This is a genomic window from Arenimonas daejeonensis, assembly GCF_007993735.1.
GTDB lineage: Bacteria > Pseudomonadota > Gammaproteobacteria > Xanthomonadales > Xanthomonadaceae > Arenimonas > Arenimonas daejeonensis.
In genome coordinates this window covers 986,766-1,005,578 of the sequence record NZ_CP042453.1, presented here as the reverse complement: position 1 = coordinate 1,005,578, position 18,813 = coordinate 986,766, and the positions used below count along the sequence as shown (strand labels likewise).

The 18,813-nt window shown below is 69.3% G+C and carries 15 protein-coding genes and 3 pseudogenes; 10 read left to right on the top strand and 8 right to left on the bottom strand.

Features of this window, described 5'->3' with window-relative positions:
- Window positions 1-77: 77 nt before the first annotated feature.
- The 3 genes and pseudogenes from FRZ33_RS04770 to FRZ33_RS04760 all read left to right on the top strand — a co-directional run bounded on the left by FRZ33_RS04770 (window position 78) and on the right by FRZ33_RS04760 (window position 4,210).
- Window positions 78-455, top strand: a complete 378-nt coding sequence (locus FRZ33_RS04770; protein ID WP_146908003.1) for a biotin/lipoyl-containing protein — start codon at window positions 78-80, stop codon at window positions 453-455.
- On the top strand, window positions 452-1,150 hold the full coding sequence (locus FRZ33_RS04765; RefSeq protein WP_146908001.1) for an efflux RND transporter periplasmic adaptor subunit: 699 nt from the start codon (window positions 452-454) through the stop codon (window positions 1,148-1,150). The genes FRZ33_RS04770 and FRZ33_RS04765 overlap by 4 nt, the downstream gene beginning before the upstream one ends.
- A 4-nt stretch (window positions 1,151-1,154) precedes the next feature.
- Window positions 1,155-4,210 (top strand): annotated as a pseudogene (locus tag FRZ33_RS04760) (efflux RND transporter permease subunit).
- A 59-nt stretch (window positions 4,211-4,269) separates the two neighbouring features.
- Here the strand turns inward: FRZ33_RS04760 and FRZ33_RS04755 are convergent.
- Window positions 4,270-6,354: a tetratricopeptide repeat-containing protein kinase family protein gene (locus FRZ33_RS04755; RefSeq protein WP_146907999.1), complete on the bottom strand. Its 2,085-nt coding sequence runs from the start codon at window positions 6,352-6,354 to the stop codon at window positions 4,270-4,272.
- Window positions 6,355-6,359: 5 nt separating this feature from the next.
- Window positions 6,360-7,106, bottom strand: coding sequence for a serine/threonine-protein kinase (locus FRZ33_RS16780; protein WP_146907998.1), 747 nt, complete (start codon window positions 7,104-7,106; stop codon window positions 6,360-6,362).
- Window positions 7,107-7,202: 96 nt separating this feature from the next.
- Here FRZ33_RS16780 and FRZ33_RS04745 point away from each other — a divergent pair, with 96 nt between their 5' ends.
- From FRZ33_RS04745 to FRZ33_RS04720, 7 genes and pseudogenes are all read left to right on the top strand, one after another.
- On the top strand, window positions 7,203-7,880 hold the full coding sequence (locus tag FRZ33_RS04745) for an ECF-type sigma factor (RefSeq protein WP_265468720.1): 678 nt from the start codon (window positions 7,203-7,205) through the stop codon (window positions 7,878-7,880).
- 205 nt (window positions 7,881-8,085) lie between these two features.
- Complete coding sequence (locus FRZ33_RS04740) at window positions 8,086-8,886, top strand: hypothetical protein (protein ID WP_146907996.1); 801 nt, start codon at window positions 8,086-8,088, stop codon at window positions 8,884-8,886.
- Between the two features lie 273 nt (window positions 8,887-9,159).
- Window positions 9,160-9,510, top strand: a complete 351-nt coding sequence (locus tag FRZ33_RS16010; RefSeq protein ID WP_174754914.1) for a hypothetical protein — start codon at window positions 9,160-9,162, stop codon at window positions 9,508-9,510.
- Complete coding sequence (locus FRZ33_RS16005; RefSeq protein ID WP_343195850.1) at window positions 9,474-9,641, top strand: rhodanese-like domain-containing protein; 168 nt, start codon at window positions 9,474-9,476, stop codon at window positions 9,639-9,641. Before FRZ33_RS16010 ends, FRZ33_RS16005 begins: the two co-directional genes overlap by 37 nt.
- 102 nt (window positions 9,642-9,743) lie before the next feature.
- A pseudogene (locus FRZ33_RS04730) lies at window positions 9,744-11,325 on the top strand (flavin monoamine oxidase family protein).
- Window positions 11,322-11,762 (top strand): c-type cytochrome, encoded by a 441-nt coding sequence (locus FRZ33_RS04725; RefSeq protein ID WP_146907994.1) that lies wholly within the window; start codon window positions 11,322-11,324, stop codon window positions 11,760-11,762. The pseudogene FRZ33_RS04730 and the gene FRZ33_RS04725 overlap by 4 nt, the downstream one beginning before the upstream one ends.
- A 14-nt stretch (window positions 11,763-11,776) precedes the next feature.
- Window positions 11,777-12,265, top strand: a complete 489-nt coding sequence (locus FRZ33_RS04720) for a RidA family protein (protein ID WP_146907992.1) — start codon at window positions 11,777-11,779, stop codon at window positions 12,263-12,265.
- Window positions 12,266-12,277: 12 nt separating this feature from the next.
- On the opposite strand, the gene FRZ33_RS04715 is transcribed toward FRZ33_RS04720, so the two are convergent.
- The 6 genes and pseudogenes from FRZ33_RS04715 to FRZ33_RS04690 all read right to left on the bottom strand — a co-directional run bounded on the left by FRZ33_RS04715 (window position 12,278) and on the right by FRZ33_RS04690 (window position 18,758).
- Window positions 12,278-13,012, bottom strand: a complete 735-nt coding sequence (locus FRZ33_RS04715; protein ID WP_146907990.1) for a tetratricopeptide repeat protein — start codon at window positions 13,010-13,012, stop codon at window positions 12,278-12,280.
- Entirely contained in the window at window positions 13,009-14,337 is a 1,329-nt protein-coding gene (locus FRZ33_RS04710; RefSeq protein WP_146907988.1) for a phospholipid carrier-dependent glycosyltransferase, read from the bottom strand. The genes FRZ33_RS04715 and FRZ33_RS04710 overlap by 4 nt, the downstream gene beginning before the upstream one ends.
- A gap of 66 nt (window positions 14,338-14,403) precedes the next feature.
- Complete coding sequence (locus FRZ33_RS04705) at window positions 14,404-15,504, bottom strand: acyltransferase family protein (RefSeq protein WP_265468719.1); 1,101 nt, start codon at window positions 15,502-15,504, stop codon at window positions 14,404-14,406.
- Between the two features lie 4 nt (window positions 15,505-15,508).
- Window positions 15,509-16,650 (bottom strand): annotated as a pseudogene (gene nagA / locus FRZ33_RS04700) (N-acetylglucosamine-6-phosphate deacetylase).
- Complete coding sequence (locus FRZ33_RS04695) at window positions 16,647-17,684, bottom strand: SIS domain-containing protein (protein WP_146907986.1); 1,038 nt, start codon at window positions 17,682-17,684, stop codon at window positions 16,647-16,649. Before FRZ33_RS04695 ends, nagA begins: the two are co-directional and overlap by 4 nt.
- Window positions 17,685-17,696: 12 nt before the next feature.
- On the bottom strand, window positions 17,697-18,758 hold the full coding sequence (locus tag FRZ33_RS04690; RefSeq protein ID WP_146910577.1) for a LacI family DNA-binding transcriptional regulator: 1,062 nt from the start codon (window positions 18,756-18,758) through the stop codon (window positions 17,697-17,699).
- Between the last annotated feature and the right edge of the window lie 55 nt (window positions 18,759-18,813).

Genomic DNA, 18,813 nt, shown 5'->3' with positions numbered 1-18,813 from the left:
GGACAGTGGCACGCGCGCACCCATGACGGCCGTGCTTTGAGACAATCGCCGCCTCGCACCCCACGGCGAACCCCCAAATGCCCCGTTTCCGCGTCTTCCTGGCCCCGCTGCTGCTGCTTCTTGTCGCCTGCTCCGGCGACGCCCCCGTCCCCGAAAACACACCCAGCCTCACCGTCAGCGTCGCCGCGCCGGTGCAGCAGGCGTTGCCCCAGCGCATCACCGCTTCCGGGTCGGTCGCGGCCTGGGAAGAAATGAGCCTGGGCGTCGAACTCAACGGCCAGCGCGTGGCCGAGGTGCTGGTCGAAGTCGGCGACGAAGTGAAAGCGGGCCAGCCGCTGCTTGTGCTCGATACGCGTGCGTTGAAGATGGAACTGCGCCAGGCCGAAGCGGCCCTGGCCCAGGCCGAGGCCAATCTCACCGTGGCGGCCGCCAACGCGCCCGCGGCGAGCGCCTGAAACGCGAACAACTGGTCGCCGCCAGCGAAGCCGACCAGCTGATCGCCGGCGAACTCACCGCCCAGGCCCAGCGGAACACCGCGCAGGCGCAGTTGGAGAACGCGCGGCTGCGCCTGGGTTTCGCCACCCTGCGCGCGCCCGACGACGGCGTGATCTCGGCGCGGCACGTGCAGCCCGGCCAGGTGGTCCAGACCGCGGTCGAGATGCTGCGCCTGATCCGCAAGGGCCGGCTGGAATGGCGCGCCGAACTGCCCGAGGCCGACCTGATCCGTGTCGAAGCCGGCATGCCGGTGCAGCTGCAGGGCCCCGACGGTTCGCCGGTGATGGGCACCGTGCGCGCAGTGTCGCCGTCGCTGGATGCCACCAGCCGCACCGGCACCGTTTACGCCGACTTGCCCGACCCCGGCGCGCTGCGCGCCGGCATGTACGCGCAGGGCGACCTGGTGCTGGGCGAACGCAGCGCGCGCACGGTGCCCGAACAGGCCGTGGTCGAACGCGACGGCCACCGTTACGTGTTCGTGCTGGGCGCCGGCGACATCGTGGCGCAGCGGCGGGTCCAGACCGGCGCGCGCGGCGGCGGCGTGGTCGAGATCCGCGACGGCCTGCAGGACGACGACCAGGTCGTGACGCAGGGCGCGGGTTTCCTCACCGACGGCGACCGCGTGCGCGTGGTCCCGGCCGGCGACGCGGGCTGAGCGCATGAATTTTTCCGCGTGGTCCATCAACCGGCCGCTGCCGGCGATCCTGCTGTTCATCCTGCTGGGCATCGTCGGCCTGGTCGGCTTCCAGCAGCTGGCGGTGTCGCGTTTCCCCGACATCGCCTTCCCGGGCATCACCGTCACCGTGGCGCAGCCGTCGGCGACGCCGGCCCAGCTCGAGACCGAGGTCACCCGCAAGGTCGAGGATTCCATCGCCACCCTGCCGGGCATCAAGAACCTGGTGTCCACCGTGGTCGAGGGCCGTTCCACCACCTTCGTCGAATTCCGGATCGGCAAGGACCTGAACGAAGCGCTGGACGAGGTGCGCGACGCCGTCACGCGCGTGCGCACCGACCTGCCGCAGGATGTCGAAGAACCCATCGTCGCCAAGATCGACGTGGTCGGCGGCACCCTGGTCACCTACGCGGTCGCCGCCGATTCGATGGCGGAGGACGAGCTGAGCTGGTTCGTGGACAACGACGTCACCAAGGCGATGTTCGGCGTGCCCGGCGTCGGCCAGGTGACGCGCGCCGGCGGCATCGACCGCGAAGTGCAGGTGGACCTGCGCCCGGGCGTGCTGCAGGCCTACGGCATCACCGCCGGGCAGTTGTCGCAGCAATTGGCGGAAAGCCAGCTGGAACGTTCCGGCGGCCGCGCCACCTGGGGCAGCAGCGAACAGGCGATCCGCGCCGTCGGCACCGTCGCCAGCGCCCAGGACCTGCGCGCCTTCCCGATCCGCATCGCCGACGGCCGCCAGGTGCCGCTGTCGGCCCTGGCCGACGTCAGCGACGGCCACGAGGAGCGCCGCCAGGTCGCCCTGCTCGATGGCAAACCCGTGGTGGCCTTCGCCATCACCCGCACCCGCGGCAGCAGCGAGATCGAAGTCGGCGCCGGCGTCGAAGCCGCCGTGCGCCAGCTCGAGGCCGACCACCCTGGCGTGAAGATCACCCCGGTGTTCTCGGCCGTGCAGGAAGTGCAGGCCTCCTACACCTCGTCCATGACCATGCTGTGGGAAGGCGCGCTGCTGGCCGTGATCGTGGTGTGGTTCTTCCTGCGCGACTGGCGTTCGACCTGGATCTCGGCGGTGGCGCTGCCGCTGTCCATCATCCCGACCTTCGGCGTGATGTGGCTGTTCGGTTTCAGCCTGAACATGGTGACCCTGCTGGCGCTGGCGGTGGTGGTGGGCATCCTGGTGGACGACGCCATCGTCGAGGTCGAGAACATCGACCGCCACCTGGCCATGGGCAAGCCGCCGAAGCAGGCCGCGACCGAAGCCGCCGACGAGATCGGCCTGGCGGTGATCGCGACGTCGGCGACGCTGGCGGCGGTGTTCGTGCCGGTGGCCTTCATGCCCGGCGTGGCCGGCAAGTTCTTCCTGGAATTCGGCTGGACCGCGGCCACCGCCGTGCTGTTCTCGCTGCTGGTCGCGCGCCTGTTGACGCCGATGATGGCGGCCTACCAGCTCAAGGCCAAGGCGCACCCGGAGAAAGAAGACGGCCCGGTGATGCGCTGGTACCTGGGCTGGGTGGAGTGGGCGCTGGCGCACCGCTTCCTGACGCTGCTGGCGGCCTTCCTGATGTTTGTCGGTTCGCTGGGCATCGCGGCGATGATTCCGGCGACCTTCATCCCCGGCTCCGACCTGGGCCGCAGCAACCTGAGCCTGGAACTGCCGCCGGGCGCGCGCCTGCAGCAGACCGTGGACGTGGCCGAACGCGCGCGCAAGCTGCTGTCGGACATCCCGGAACTGAAGCAGGCCTACGCCACCGTCGGCGGCGTGGTGGACTTCGGCGACCCCAACGTCAGCGGCATCGCCGACGTGCGCAAGGTGGTGATGGTGCTGGACTGGGGTCTGGAAGACGGGCGCGACCGGTCGCAGAAGGAACTGGAGCGCGAGGTGCGCGAACGCCTGGCGGTGATCCCCGGCGTGCGCCAGCGTTTCATCAGCAGCGAACCGGGCGAACAGATGCAGGTGGTGCTGGCCGGCAATGACCCGCAGGCGCTGTATTCGGCGGCGCAGTCGCTGGACCGCGAGCTGCGCGGCATCCAGGCCTGGGCACGATCAGTTCCACCGCCTCGCTGCTGCGGCCCGAGCTGGTGATCGTGCCGGACGCGCGCCGCGCCGCCGACCTGGGCGTGTCGACGATGGACATCGCCGAAGCCGCGCGCATCGCCACCAGCGGCGACTACCGCCAGCGCCTGGCCAAGCTGAACCTGGCCGACCGCCAGATCCCGATCCGCGTGCGCATGGCCGAGGACTCGCTGTCGGACGAGGCGCTGCTGTCGTTGATGCGCGTGCCCAGCAACAAGGGCGGCACCGTGCCGCTGTCGGCCGTGGCGGACATCCGCACCGGCAGCGGACCGTCGGTGATCAACCGCCTGGGCCGCGCCCGCCAGATCACCTTCACCGCCGAACTCAGCGGCCGCCCGCTGGGCGACGTGATGAACGAGGTGAACGAGTTGCCGACGCTGAAGAACCTGCCGCCCGGCGTGCGCACCCAGCCCTACGGCGACGCCGAGATCTTCGTCGAACTGTTCGTCGGCTTCGCGCTGGCGATGGCGGCCGGCCTGTTCTGCGTGTACGCGGTGCTGTTGCTGCTGTTCAACCACGCCAGCCACCCGCTGATCATCCTGATGGCGGTGCCGCTGTCGGCCGGCGGCGCCTTCGGCCTGATGTTCCTCACCGGCACCCTACTGTCGCTGCCGGCGCTGATCGGCCTGCTGATGCTGATCGGCATCGCCACCAAGAACTCGATCCTGCTGGTGGACTACGCGGTGATCGCCGAGGACGAGAAGGGCATGGACATGCACGACGCCCTTATGGACGCCTGCCACAAACGCGCCCGCCCGGTGGTGATGACCTCGATCGCGATGAGCGCCGGCATGCTGCCGATCGCCCTGGGTTTCGGCGCCGACGCCGCCTTCCGTCAGCCGATGGCCGTGGCCGTGATCGGCGGCCTGATCACCTCGACCGTACTGAGCCTGGTGGTGATCCCGGCGGCCTTCGCGGCGATGGAGACGTTCACGCGGCGGTTTACGCGTGGGGAGAAGCGGGGCTGATGACGATGGGATCCGGGGTTCTGGTCTGCGTTTCGGGTGTCTAGAAAGCCTTGGTCGATTCAACTTTCGCCTTCACAGTCGACAAGCTCCCATTCGGTGGCGCCAAACATACCAAGGGTGCCGAAGGTGCGACCGGTGACGATGGATTGGCCATCAAGATCGTAAAACCTGCCCGTCACGAGAAGACAAACGGAACTGCCCGGGGCGACGAGCGGCGCTTCCTGTGCGCCGAACCCGAGATCCACAGCGTTATCCGGATTTCCGGCCTTTGCAGCATCGCAGTCCTTGAACAAGGCGTGCGCCCCGAGCTCCGTCATAACAACACAGCCCGTGACCGAAACGCTGGCCAAGTCGCCGACGTGTGACTCGAGCTCCTGGAAAGTCATATGCCGGGGGCGGTCGCACAAGCGTTGACCATTGCCGCGCCCAAGGCGGCAAGTGCGAGTTGCATCGTTCTCATTCCTGATCCATCGAGTTCGTTGTTCCGCAGGCGCTACGGCAACGCCGGCTCCGTCGGCACGATCCCGGCGCAGCTCGGCACCGGTGGATCGCGCGGCCGCTTGCACAGGCCCTGGCGCACATAGCCGAGGCCTTCGACGATGTACTCGGGCGGCGCTTCGAGTTTCGCCAGGTCGGCTTCGGCGCGACTCAGCACTTCGCCGGCGTCGACGAACCGTTTGTTGTTGATCAGCGCGCCGGCCTGGATGCCCATCGCGAACACGGTGTCGGCATTTGGTTGCGGGTAGGCCTGCGTGGCCACTTCGACCGCGCGCGTCGCCAGCCGCAGGCCGGTCTCGGCGTCGTCGCGCATCAACGCACTCTGCGCCAGGTCCAGCATCGGCCGCACCAGGGGCCGGGTGCTTGTCGCCCAGCACGCCTTCGCGCATCGCCAGCGACTGTTGACGCATAACGTAGGCTTCGTCCGCGCGTTCCAGGTCGTCCAGCAGGAAGGCGCGGTTGTTCAGCACCGACGCCAGTTCGGCGCTGCCGTCGGGGTGCAGGCCGCGGTGCATGGCTTCGGCCTGGGTATACAGCTGGTCGGCGTTCTCCAGCTCGCCCAGACCGTGGGCGACATAGGCCAGGTTGGCGACCAGCACGGCGCGCGAATTGGCGTTCAAGGTGCCCAGCGTCCGCAGCGGCAGTGCCTGCGCTTCCTGCAGGTAGCGCCGCGCCTCGGGATAATTCTCCAGGTCGAGATACAGCTGCCCCAGGTTGTTTAGCACCAGGAAGTGCAGCGGGTCGTCCTGCAGGCCGGAACCGCGCAGGTCGGCCAGCAGTGACAGCAACATCTTCTCCGCATCGTCGATGCGTCCTTGGGCGATGCGCACTTGGGCGATGCCTTCGCGGATCTCGAAAGAGCGACGGTCATCGGGGCCGAAGGCCGCGGTAGCCTCCTGCAGCGCCTTGCCCAGCTGTTCGTCGGCCGATTCCAATTGGTTGCGGCTGGACTGGCTGTAGCCCAGCACGTGGCGGATGCCGGAAGAAATCTCCGGGCGATCCGGGAACCGGCGTTCCAGGTGCACCACGGCCGCGTCCACCGCCTGCGCCAGGGTCGCTTCGCCGCCGGCGCTGTACGGGTCGGAATACCGGAGCACGTCCAGCAGGAAGCTATTGACCTCGGCCATGTCGCTGGCCGCCTGGCGCGCCACCTTTGCCTGCCACACCGCCACGCCGCTGGCGGTGAGGATGGCCAGCAGCGCCAGCGAGGCCGCCGCCACGCCGATGCGATGCCGGCGCACGAACTTGCGCAGGCGGTAGGCGGTGGAATCCGGATGTGCCAGCACGGGCTGGCCGTCGAGGTAACGCTGCAGGTCGTCGGCCAGTTCCGAGGCCGAACCGTAGCGCCGCGCCGCTTCCTTGTGCATGGCCTTGGCGACGATGCGCTCGAGGTCGGGCGTCAGCTGGGCGCGGCGCTGTTTGCGCTCGGCGTCGGTCAGCACGGCCTTGTCCAGCATCTTCCTCATCGGATCGGGCAGGGTCTCGCAGACGACGTGTTCGGCTTCCGACGGACGCAGGCCGCCGAGTTCGTAGGGCCGCACGCCGGCCAGCAGCTGGTACAGCATCACGCCCAGCGAATAGACGTCGGAGCTGGTGGTCAGGACTTCCTGGCGCACCTGTTCGGGGCTGGCATAGGCCGGCGTCATGGCGCTCAGCGACGTGCTGGGTTTGCCGGCCGGGCCAGCGGTTCCTGTTCCAGGATCTTGGCGATGCCGAAATCGAGCAGGCGCGGTTCGCCGTTGTCGCCGACCAGGATGTTGTCGGGCTTCAGGTCGCGGTGCACGATCAGGTGGCGGTGCGCTTCCTGCACGCCGTCGCAGACCTTGCGGAAGAGTTTCAGCCGCGCCGGCACGTCCAGCTTGTTGCGCTTGCAGTACTCGGTCAGCGACACGCCATCCACGAACTCCATCATCAGGTAGGGGATGCCGCCGGCGGTGCTGCCGCCGTCGAGGATGCGGGCCACGTTCGGGTGGCTCATGCGCGCCAGGATCGACCGTTCGTCCTCGAAGCGCGAGATCAGCTGGCGACGGAACTCGGCCGCGGCCAGCAGGTGCACCGGGCGCACCAGCTTGATCGCCACCTGCTGGTCGTAGACGTCGTCGGCGCGCCGGCCCAGGTAGACCACGCCCATGCCGCCGGCTTCCAGCGGCTTGAGCAGCTCGTAGTTGCCCAGGCGTTCGCCCACTTTGGGGAACTCGGGCGGCACGGCGTCGGGCGCGACCGCGGTTTCCTCCATGAAGCCGCCCGCGGCGGGTTCGGCGTCCAGCAGGCGCTGCACGCGTTCGCGAACTTCCGGCGCCAGGTCCTGGGCCGCCAGCCAGTCGGTACGGTCCTGCGGCGGCTGCGCCAGCACACGCTCGAAAACCTGCAGCACCTGCACTTCCATCGATGTTTTCATGCGTTCCCCCGACCGCACCCTGCGGCCTGACACTAGCAGAAGGCGCAGGAAGGGACCGGACCGGCTCACGGCCCTGGCCGGGCGTAGACTGCCGCCATGTCGGGGGACGTCACTGCACTGCTTTTGGCCTGGCGCGGCGGCGACACCGGCGCGCGCGACCGGCTGGCCGCCGTGGTCTATCCGGAACTGCGGCTGCTGGCCGACCGCCAGTTCCGCGGCGAACGCGCCCAGCACACCCTGCAGCCCACCGCCCTGGTCAACGAGGCCTGGATGCGGCTGTCCGGGCTGGACCGCATCGACTGGCAGGACCGTGCCCACTTCGTGCGCATGGCGGCCCGGCTGATGCGCGAGATCCTGGTGGACCACGCCCGCCGCCGCGACGCCGCCAAACGCGACGGCGGCCAGCGCGTGACGCTGACCGGGCTGGAGGTCGCCGCCGAGGACACCGGCCTGGACGTGATGTCGCTGGACGCGGCCCTGGCCCGGCTGGAGGCCCCTGGACCCGGACAAGGCGCGGGTGGTCGAGCTGCGTTATTTCGGCGGGCTGACCATCGAGGAAACCGCCGAGGCCATGGCCAGTTCGCCGGCCACGGTGAAGCGCCACTGGCAGGCGGCCCGCACCTGGCTGTACGACGCGCTGGCCGAACCGGGGTAGGCCCGCGACCGGTGCGTGAGCCGATCCGTCGCCGTTCTGCGCCACAAGGATCAAAGGGGGAACCACCATGCCACGACCGCACCGCCTCACCTTCGCCCTGGCGCTGGCCGCCAGCCTGAGCACCGCCGGCGCCGACAACGGCCTGCAGCGGGTGCCGGTGATCGACCCCAACGGTTTCGAGAAACCCATGCCGGCCTTGTGGGTGCAGATCCCGGCCGGCTGGAAAACCGCCGGCGGCGTGGTCTGGAACCCGCAGGCGCCGTGCGGCGCAACGCCGGGCTTCCAGTGGCAGGCGCAGTCCCCGATGGCCGGCAGACACTGCAGATGCTGCCTGCCGAGGCCTGGACCTGGGACAACCTCAACATGGGCATTCAGAACCCGAGCTGCCCGCGCTGGCCGATCGGCGACGTGCGCGCCTACCTGCAGTCCTTCGTGCAGCGCCATCGCCCCGGGGCGCGCATCCTGGACTTCCGGGCCCGCAACGACCTGGTCCGCACGCCGGCGCCTGCACCCGTCGGCCAGACCCGCTACTGGAAGGAAGGCGGCGAAGTGCTGATCGCCTACCGCGATGCCGGCGGCGAGGTGCGCGAAAGCATCGCCGCCGTGGTGCAGTTCAACGAAACCACGATGGCGGGCGTGATGCCGGGCGAGGTGCGCAAGTTCTACGGTGGCATCGCGGGGGCGCCGGTATCGTCGCGCGCACCGTCCGGTCAGCTGGACATGACCCTGCTCACCCACTTCGCCAATTCGATGCAGCCCGACCCGCAGTGGCAAGCGCGCATGAACAAGCACAACACCACGATCGCGCGGCAGGGCGTGCAAGGGCAAATCCAGCGCGGCCAGATCATTTCCGACACCCAGCGCGAGATCGCAGACATCAACCAGCGCGGCTGGGACGCCCGCAACGCCAGCAGCGACCGCATCCAGCAGCAGACGGTGGACGGCATCAACAACGTGGACCGCTACACCGACCCGACCACCGGCGACGAGGTGCAGCTCGACAACCGGTACGACAACGCCTGGCGCGCGCAGGACGGCACCTACCTGCAGACCAACGACCCCAACTTCAATCCGCAGACCGAACTCGGCATAGACGCCGAACAGATGGAGCGCAGCGATGACTGACCTGGCCTCCCGCCGAAACAAGATGCTGATGCTGGCCCTGCTGGTTTCGTCGATGCCGGCGGCCGCCGCCGCGCAGGACAGCTTCGGCAGTGCGCCGCAACAGCCGCCACCGCAGCAGCAATACCCCAGCAGCCACCGGCACCACAACAACAGCCGCAGTCCCCGCAACAGCAGTATCCGCAGCAACAGCAACCCGCCTACCCGCCGCAGCAAGCGGCACCGCAGGGTTATGGCCCGCCGTCGGCCGCCGCTCCCGCGCAGGGCGGCGACGCCGTGGCACGCCTCGTGCAGATGGAGCGCCAGGACATGGGCGTGGCACCGACCGCCCAGCTCAAGTCCGGCGGCCTGCACGGCCCGACGCCCACCGGCATCCCCGGCGGCCAGCTGATCACCACGCCCGAGCTGGTGCAGCTGATGCAGGACCGCAACGCCGGCGCGATGATTTTCGACGTGCTGGGCGGCCAGCAGATGCTGCCCAACGCCATCCCGGTGGTGCCGGCCTCGCAGGGCGGCAGTTTCAGGACCAGGTCCAGACCGATTTCGGCAACTACCTGCAGCAGGCCACCCAGGGCCGCAAGGACCGGCCGATGGTGTTCTATTGCCAGAGCACGCAGTGCTGGATGAGCTACAACGCCGCGCTGCGGGCGATAAACCTCGGTTACACGAAGGTGCTTTGGTATCGCGGCGGCATTGAAGCCTGGCAGCAGGCCGGGCTGCCGATGGGCGGACCGGGCGGGCAGGCGCCGCGCAACTAGGCCGCTGCGGGCCCGCCACCACGTTCTGTTTCAGCGGTGTTGCCGGCAACCGCCGGCCACCGCCACGCCCCGAGGGCATGCCGGATGCACAGCGCGACCCCGATGACACGCCGGAAGTTGCTGCGCATGATCGGCCTGAGCGCCGGCAGCGCGGCGATGTACCAGGCGATGAGCAGCCTTGGCCTGGCCGCGGAATCCCCTATTCGGGCCCACCGAAGTTGGGCGGCGTGCCGGCCGGCGCTTCGGTGCTGGTGCTCGGTGCGGGCATGGCCGGCATGGTCGCCGCCTACGAACTGCGCAAGGCCGGCTACCGGGTGCAGGTGCTGGAATACAACGCCCGCGCCGGCGGCCGCACCATGAGCCTGCGCGGCGGCGACACCTACACCGAACTCGGCGGCGAGACCCAGCACTGCGAATTCGACCCCGGCCTCTACATCAACCCGGGCCCGTGGCGCATACCGCACCACCACCACGGCCTGCTGGCGTACTGCCGCCTGCTCGGCGTGCCGCTCGAGAATTTCGTGCAGGTCAACTACAACGCCTTCCTGCATGGCACGCAGGCCTTCGGCGGCAAGCCGCAGCGGCTGCGCAAGGTGAAGGCGGACTACCACGGGCACGTCGCCGAACTGCTGGCCAAGGCCGCACAGGGCGGCAGGCTCGACGCACCGCTGACGAAAGAAGACCAGAAATCCTGCTGGCCTCGCTGCAGTGGTGGGGCGCGCTGGACGGGAAATACAAGTACGCGCGCGGCCACTTCAGCAGTGATCGCCGCGGTTTCGACAAGACGCCGGGTGGCGGTCTGGGCGGAAAGCCGGTGCCGTCGGAACCGGTGGGGCTGTCCGACCTGCTGGGTTCGGGACTGTGGGGCAGCCTGCCGCTGGGCGAACTCTTCGACATGCAGGGCACGATGCTGCAGCCGGTGGGCGGCATGGACCGCATCGCCGTCGCCTTCGCGCGCGAACTGGAAGGGCTGATCCGCTACCGCAGCAAGGTGACGGCGATCGAACAGGACGGCAGCGGCGTGCGGGTCGCCTACGAAGACACCGCCCAGCCCGGCCAGGCGCTCACCGCGCGCGCCGACTGGTGCGTGTGCACGATCCCGCTGTCCATCCTGTCGCAGGTGCCGATGAACGTCGGCCGGCCGATGGCCGACGCGATCGCCGCCCTGCCCTACGCGTCTTCGGTGAAGATCGGCCTGCAGTTCAAGCGCCGCTTCTGGGAACAGGACGAGCACATCTACGGTGGCATCAGCTACACCGACCAGCCGATCGGCACGATCTCCTACCCGAGCCACGGTTACCACGCCCCCGGCAAAGGCGTGCTGCTGGGCGGTTATGTCTGGGGCACCGAGGCGATGCGCTTCACCTCGATGTCGCCGGCGCAGCGGGTGCAGGCCGCCGTCGAACAGGGCCGCCGCATCCACCCGCAGTACGACACCGAGTTCGACAGCGGCGTGTCCGTGGCCTGGCACCGTTCGCCGTTCACGATGGGCTGCTTCGGGCTGTGGACGGAAGCGCTGCGCGAAAAACACTACGACAACCTGTGCGCTGTGGACGGCCGCATCGTGCTGGCCGGCGAACATGCCTCGTACATGCCGGCCTGGCAGGAAGGCGCCGTGCTGTCGGCGCTGGATGCGATCGGGCGCCTGCACCAGCGCGCGTTGTCCACGGGAGGTGCGTCATGAATCCGATGCTCGCGCGTTCGCTCGGCATGCTGATCCTCTCGTGTGCACTCGTGCAGTCGTTCGCACGCGCGCAGGAGACCGAACCCGCGCCGGAACCCGACGGCATGATGGGCGACGTTACCGGCGCGCAGATCTACACCCAGCTGTGCCAGGGCTGCCACATGCCCGATGGCCGTGGCGCGGTCGGCGCCGGGCGTTATCCGTCCTTCGCCGGCAGCCCGGCGGTGGCCTCGTCGCGTTACATGGCGGTGACCATTCTTCAGGGCCGCGGCAACATGCCCGCATTCGCCAGACCGGAAAACCACGAATTCTTCTTCCCGCCCACCTGGCTCACCGACGCCCAGGTGGCCGACGTCATCAACCATATCCGCACGAATTTCGGCAATCATCACACCGACCCGATCACCGCCGCCGAAGTGCGGGCCCTGCATCCCTGACCCGGAGAACACCCATGCGCCTGCTTATCGCCACGTTGTTGCTGCTGCCTTCGCTCGGCCTCGCCGCGGAAGGCGTGGTCCGGCACAAGCTGCCCAACAACAGCACGTTCCCGATCGCCGCCGCGGTGGAAGTTCCGGCCGGCAAGACCACGGTCTATCTCAGCGGCATGGTGCCGCCGGTCGCCGATCCGAACGCGGCCAAGGACAGCGTCGCCGCCTATGGCGACACCCACTTCCAGACCGTCAGCGTGCTGACCGCCATCGAACGCCAGCTCAAGTCGCTGGGCCTGACGATGGGCGACGTGGTGAAGATGCAGGTGTTCCTGGTCGGCGACCCGGCCCAGGGCGGGAAGATGGACTTCGGCGGTTTCATGAAGGGCTATTCGCAGTTCTTCGGCACCGAGGCGCAGCCGAACCTGCCGGTGCGTTCGACCATGCAGGTGGCCGCACTGGCCAACCCGGGTTTCCTGGTCGAGATCGAGGTGACGGCGGTCCGTCCCTGAAGCGGAACGGCATCACTCCATCCAGGGATTGCGCAGCGGCTCCAGCGACGCCGGGTCGCTGCTGCTTTCCAGCTTCGCCAGCTGCGCCTCCACCTGGGTGCGCACCAGCGCCTCCACCGGCACCTTTTCATGGTCCAGCAGCCGGCGCAGCGCGCGCACGGCCGACGGGCCGTCGCCGAGCCGCTGGTAGGCATTGGCCAGCTCCACGGCGGCGCCCACATGCGCCGGAATCACCTTGACCACTTCCTCGAGGCGCCGCGTGATCAGCACATCGTCCTTGCCGGACTTGCGGTACAGGTATTCGACGACCGCGTAGTACATGCTGCCCGCACGCCCCATCGGGTCCTCGACGCGGCCTTTCCGCACCTGCACGTGGCCCAGCCGGGTGACTACCTTGGTGTCCTTGTAGATCGTGTCCGGATCCCAGCCCCAGTCGGGTTCCGGCAACGTGCGGCCGATGTCGAGCATGAAATAACCCTCGTACACGCCGGCCACGTTGTCGTCTTCCATGCCCAGGATGCGGCGGCGGTAACGCATCTTCGCGGCGATCGCCTGTTTCTCGCCGAACCAGTAGTCCACGAACAGCGTGCTTTGTTCGGGCACGATCACCCGGTCGTGGAAGGCCCGCATTTCCGGAAACCGCTGGCCCAGGTCCAGGCCCTCGTTGCCGAACTGCGTGTAGGCGTTCGCGGTGCCGCCGGCCAGTTCGTTGTGGTATTCCCACAACCGCGGCTCGCGGAGGGTCATGCCGAATGCCGCGAGGAACAACACCGCCATCGCCACGCCGGCGAAGCGTGCGCGCCGTTGCCAGGCGGAAGCCACCGCGGCGCGCCCGCCAGGATCGCCAGCGCGACCACCAGCGGCAGCGCGTGGCGGATGCCGCCGTACGTTCCCTGTGAACCCATCAGCGCCAGCAGATGCGCCGCACTGCCGCCGAGCAGCACGGCCAGCGTCCAGCGTGCCGGCGCTTCCAGCCGTGTCGTCGGCAACAGCAACAGGCCGAGCAGCGACAGCGCCGTCAGCGCCAGCGGCACTTTGGCCAGCACGAAACTCGGCCAGGTGAACCACGGCGCCTTGCCCTTGTACTTCACGCCCCACAGCCAGTGGCTGCTCTGGCCGCGGCCCTCGATGCCGGCACGCACGGTGTCGGCCAGGCCCCACAGGTACGCGCGCGGCAGCAGGTGATGGCGGTCGGCGAAAGCAATGCCCTCGCGCCAGTGCGGGATGTTGAGGTCGGCGATCTTGTCGGGCATCGGGCGGTTGAAGGCGTCGCTGCCGTCCGGACCGGCATGGAAACGGAAACCGTACTGCCCCCACAGCACGACCCAGGCCAGCAGCGCGGCGATGCCCAGCTGACCCCAGCGACGCGCGAACGCGACCCGTCGCTGTTCGCCCAGCCCGAAGAACGTGGCGACCGCGAGCACCCCCGCGATGCCGGCGATGCCCGCCAGCGCCGAATGTTTCGCGCCCAGGCACAGCCCCACGGCCACGCCGCAGGCCAGGGCCCAGCGCCACTGCCAGCGGCTGGCCAGCAGGCCGGCACAGCCCACCGCCAGGCCGAAACACAGCGCCAGCGGCAGGTCGGTCATCACCACCGGCAGGTGCGCGCCAATGCTCGGTTCCAGCGCCAGGAAGGCCAGCGTGCCCAGCGACCAGGCCAGCCCGAAGGCCTGCCACAGCACGCCACCCAGCAGCACCAGCAGCAGCGCATGGAACAACCACAGTCCGCGGCGCGCGTCCTGCTGCGCGGCGGCGCTGTCATTGTCGAAGTACAGGGTCTCCTCGACCAGTTCGCGTTCCTGGGTCTTTTCCACCAGCGGTGCCAGCGGCCGCAGCGAGAAGTCATCGGGCATCGCCGCACCGGCCACCAGCTTCACCAGCGGCGGGTGTTCGGGATTGAGCCGGAAGTCGCCGGTGCGCAGATAGGACGCCCCGGCGACGATGTGCCAGGGCTCGTCCACCGTGTACCCGTCCAGGCGCGTGCCCAGGTGCGAGCGGAACACGGCCAGTGCCGCCAGGGCGAGGATCAGGGTGATGCCAAGCCAGCGTTGCTGACTGCTCGACCGTGCCATGCCGTTCCCCGCGCGAACCTCTCTTCAAGAACGCTCGTCGGCGGCCTTCACGGCCAATGCCGGACGCTAGATGCGCAGGTACACGCGGTGCCGGTCCATCACGAGAACGACCATCCACCAGAACGCGACGAAGGCGATCGCGAAGGCCAGCGAAGCGGCCTCGGGGCCGAAAACCGGCGTGATGGCGGGGGAAGAAACCTGCGTGTAGAGCCACGGCATCGTGCCGGTGGCCGTCAGCACGATCACCATCACGGCCGAACCGGCGTAGGCGGCGATCGCGTTGACGCCGAAACGCCGGCCCCAGGCCGGCCAGCCGCGCCGGTCGATCAACGCATGCGCCGCGGCCAGCAGCCCCATCGCCAGGCCACCGGTCCAGAGCACATAGGACGGTGTCCACAGGTTCTTGTTGATCGGCTGCCACAAGGCCCAGCACAGGCCCAGCGCCAGCGCCAGCGCGATGGCGCCTGCCAGCACCAGCGTCCGCAACCGCCCCTGCCGCAGCCAATCGCCACAGCGCAGGCCCAGCAGGCAGGTGGCGATGGCCGGCAAGGTGCTGGCCAGGCCTTCGGGGTCGTGGCCGCGCCCGGTCACGGGATCGAACTGGTAGAGGTGCGGACCCAGCAGCGCGGTGTCGATCCGGCTGGCGATGTTGTCCAGCGGTGCCAGCGTGCCGCCCGCCGCCAGCAGCAGCCCGTAACCGACCAGCAGCGCCGCGAACCACAGCCACTGCGCGCGCGCCGACACCGTGACCGCCAGCCAGGCGGTCACCGCGAAACAAAGGCCGATGCGCTGCAGCACGCCGTACGGACGGAAGCTTTCGCGGTCCAGCAGCCACCAGGCCAGCGCATGCAGCAGCAGGCCCAGCGCGATGAGGCGCGCCGCGCGCACCAGCAGCGGCCGCATGCGTGCAACCTGCGACGCGCTGGCATCGACGCGCGGCATCACGCCGAGTGCGATCGACACGCCGACGATGAACAGGAACATCGGGAAAATGAGGTCGGTGGGCGTGAAGCCATGCCATTCCGCATGCCGCAGCGGGGCGTACACATGCGCCCAGTCGCCCGGCGTGTTGACCAGCAGCATGGCCGCGACGGTCAGTCCACGCAGCGCATCCACCGAAGCGAAACGGCGGGGCCCGGCGGCCGGCTCCGCAGGCGCGCCGGCCACGGCCTCAGCCGGCCTCGCCACCGATCCAGACCGTGCGCACCTGCAGCGTGTCGTCCAGCGCCACCAGGTCCGCGCGGCAGCCGGCGGCGATGCGGCCGTGGCTGGCCTCCAGGCCCATAAGCGCGCGGGATAGGTGGACGCCATGCGTGCCGCTTCTTCCAGCGGCAGGCCCAGCATCCGCACGGTGTTGCGCACCGCGGTGGCCATGTCCAGCGCGGACCCCGCCAGCGCGCCGGCGGCGTTGCGCACCACGCCGTCGCGCGCGGTGATGGTCTCGCCGTACAACTCGTAACTGGGATCGTCCGCGCCCACCGGCGGCATCGCGTCGGTGACCAGGAACACCTTGCCGCGCGGCTTGGCCGCCAGCGCCACCCGCAGGCTGGCCGGATGCACATGGTGGCCATCCACGATGATGCCGCACCAGACATCCGGCGCCTCCAGCGCCGCGCCCACCGCACCCGGCTCGCGTCCGGTCAGCGGCGACATGGCGTTGAACAGGTGGGTGAAGCCGCGGACGCCGGCAGCGATGCCGGCCACGGCTTGTTCGTAGCTGGCGGCCGTGTGGCCGGCGCAGACGATCGCGCCGCGCGCCACCAGCGCGCGCACGATCTCCGGCCCCACGCGTTCGGGCGCCAGCGTGACCAGGCTCAGGCCTTTGTCGAGCGAGGTCGCCAGGGCGATTTCGTCGGCGTCGGGCACGCGGAATTTCCCCGCGTCGTGCGTGCCCTTGCGGTCCGGCGCCAGGTACGGCCCTTCCAGGTGGATGCCGAGCACGCCGGGCACGCCCTCGGTGATCGCCGCGCGCACGGCGCCGATCGCGGCGGACATGCGTCCGGCGTCATCGCTGATCAGGGTCGGCAGGAAGGCCGTGGTGCCGAACCGGCGATGCGCCGCGCCGATGCGCCGCAGCGCTTCGACGTCCGTCTGGTTGTTGAACAACACCCCGCCACCGCCGTTGACCTGGCAGTCGATGAAACCCGGCAGCAGGGTCGCGCCCTGCAGGTCGTGGCGCTGCACGCCGCTGGACGGCAGCTCGTGTTCCGGCACGACGGCGACGATATGCGCACCTTCCACCAGCACCGCCAGCCCGGACACGATGCCGCGCTCGGTGAGCACGCCGCCATTGACCAGGGCCAGACGGTTCATACGGTTTCGGTGACCTTGTTCAGATGCGGCGGCAGGTCGGGATTGTGCCCGCGGCGCAGCGCCAGCGCATTCACCGCGCCGTAGAAACTCTGGATGGTCAGCAGCGGTGCGTTGGCCGCGTGCCGGCTGGCGACCAGCGGCAGCTCGCCGCACGCCGACGACACCCAAACCTGGGCACCACGGCCGCGGAACTCCTCGGCCAGCGCCAGGGTGCCGGCCTCGGTGCCGTCGGGCTGGGCGAAACACAGCACCGGGAAACCGGGTCCCACCAAGGCCATCGGCCCGTGTTTCACTTCCGCCGAACTGTAGGCCTCGGCATGCAGGCCGCAGGTTTCCTTGAACTTCAGCGCCGCCTCCTGCGCTGCGGCCAGTCCCAGTCCGCGCGAGAGCACGAACAGGTTGCGTGCATCTTCCAGCCCGTGCACCAGCGGCGACCAGTCGGCGCGCCAGGCGGCACGCAGTTCGTCGGGCAGGCCGTCCAGGGACGCGAGCAGGGCGGCGTCCTGTTTCCAGTGCGCCGCCAGCTGCAGGATCGCCGACAGCGAGCAAAGGAAACTCTTGGTCGCCGCCACGCTGCGCTCGGGACCGGCATGCAGCGGCACGACGGTGTGCGCCAGCTGCGCCAGCGGCGAATCGGCCACGTTCACCAGCGCCACCACGTGGGCGCCGGCCTCACGTGCGGCCTCGGCGTTGCGCAGCAGGTCCGGGCTCTTGCCCGACTGGGAAACCAGCAGGAACACGGCGCCGCGCAGGTTCTGCCGCACGCCGTAGACCGAGCCGATCGACGGTGAGGCGGACGCGGTGACGATGCCCAGCTGGGTCTCGAACAGGTACTTGGCGTAAGTCGCCGCGTGGTCCGAGCTGCCACGCGCGCAGGTCGCCACGAACGGCGGCGGCGACAGGCGCAGGCGCGCCGCCAGTTCGGCGATCACGCCGGCATTCGCCGCGAACTGGGTTTCGACGGCATCGGCGGCGTGCGCCGCCTCGGAAAACATCAGGGTGTCGCTGGCGGCGGGCAGGCGCGTTCCGGTCATGGGGATGTCTGGTCAGTCGCCACGTGGGCGCATCGGCGCGGTGGAGCCACGCACCACCAGCTGTGGCACGAAGCCCTGGTTGTGCAGCGGCGTGGGGTGTTCGTCGTAGGCGTCGTGGCGCAGTCCGGCGATCAGCAGGCGCGCCGCCTGTTTGGCGATGTCCTCGGTGGCCTGCTTGGCGGTGGTCAGCGCCGGCCAGGACTGGCGCGAGAACGGGCTGTCCTCGAAACCGGCGATGGACAAGTCATAGGGCACATTCATGCCCGCGGACTTGGCGGCCGCCAGCACGCCGGCGGCGATCTCGTCGTTGGAACCGAAGATGGCGGTCGGCGGCTCGCGCAGCGCCAGCAGCCGGCGCGCGCCGCGGAAACCGTCGTCGAAGGTGTAGTCGCCCGGGATCACCAGGTGCTTGTCGAGCGTGATGCCGTAGTCCTTGAGCGCGCTTTCGTAGCCGGCATAACGTTCGGTGCTGGACCGGTGCGCCAGCCCGCCCCAGAGGAAACCGATGCGCTGGTGGCCGAGCTGGATCAGGTGTTCGGTGATCTCGTAGGCGGCGTCGCGGTCGTCCACGTAAACGCAGGGATACCCGTCGTCCGGGTCTTCCTTGGCCGCGATGATGCGCACGACGCGCACGCCGCGCGCGACCAGGGCGCTCACCAGCTCCATGTTCTCGGACATCGGCGCGGTCAGCACCAGTCCGGCCAGGCGCGAACGCTGGACGAAATCGGCCAGTTCCTGCGCCAGCAGCGGCGAGGTCGAATCGCAGGGATGGATCTGCAGGCCGAAGCCGGTTTCCCGGCACGCCGCCAGCACCCCGTTCTGCACGCCGATGATGTGGTACGGGTTCGGGTTGTCGTAGATCAGGCCGATCACGAAGGTCGTGCCGCTGCGCAGGTTGCGCGCGGACGGGTCGGGTTCGTAGTTGAGCGAGGCCACCGCGCGCAGCACCCGCAGGCGCGTGCCCTCCATCACCGAGGGTTCGTTGTTGATGACGCGCGAGACCGTCTTCAGGGACACCTGGGCCAGTTCGGCGACGTCCTTGATGGTGGCACGGCGGGGATGGTCGGGGGTCATGGTGGTGTCCGGCACGTGGAATGTTCCGCCCAATGATGCGCCCTCGTCCGCCGGT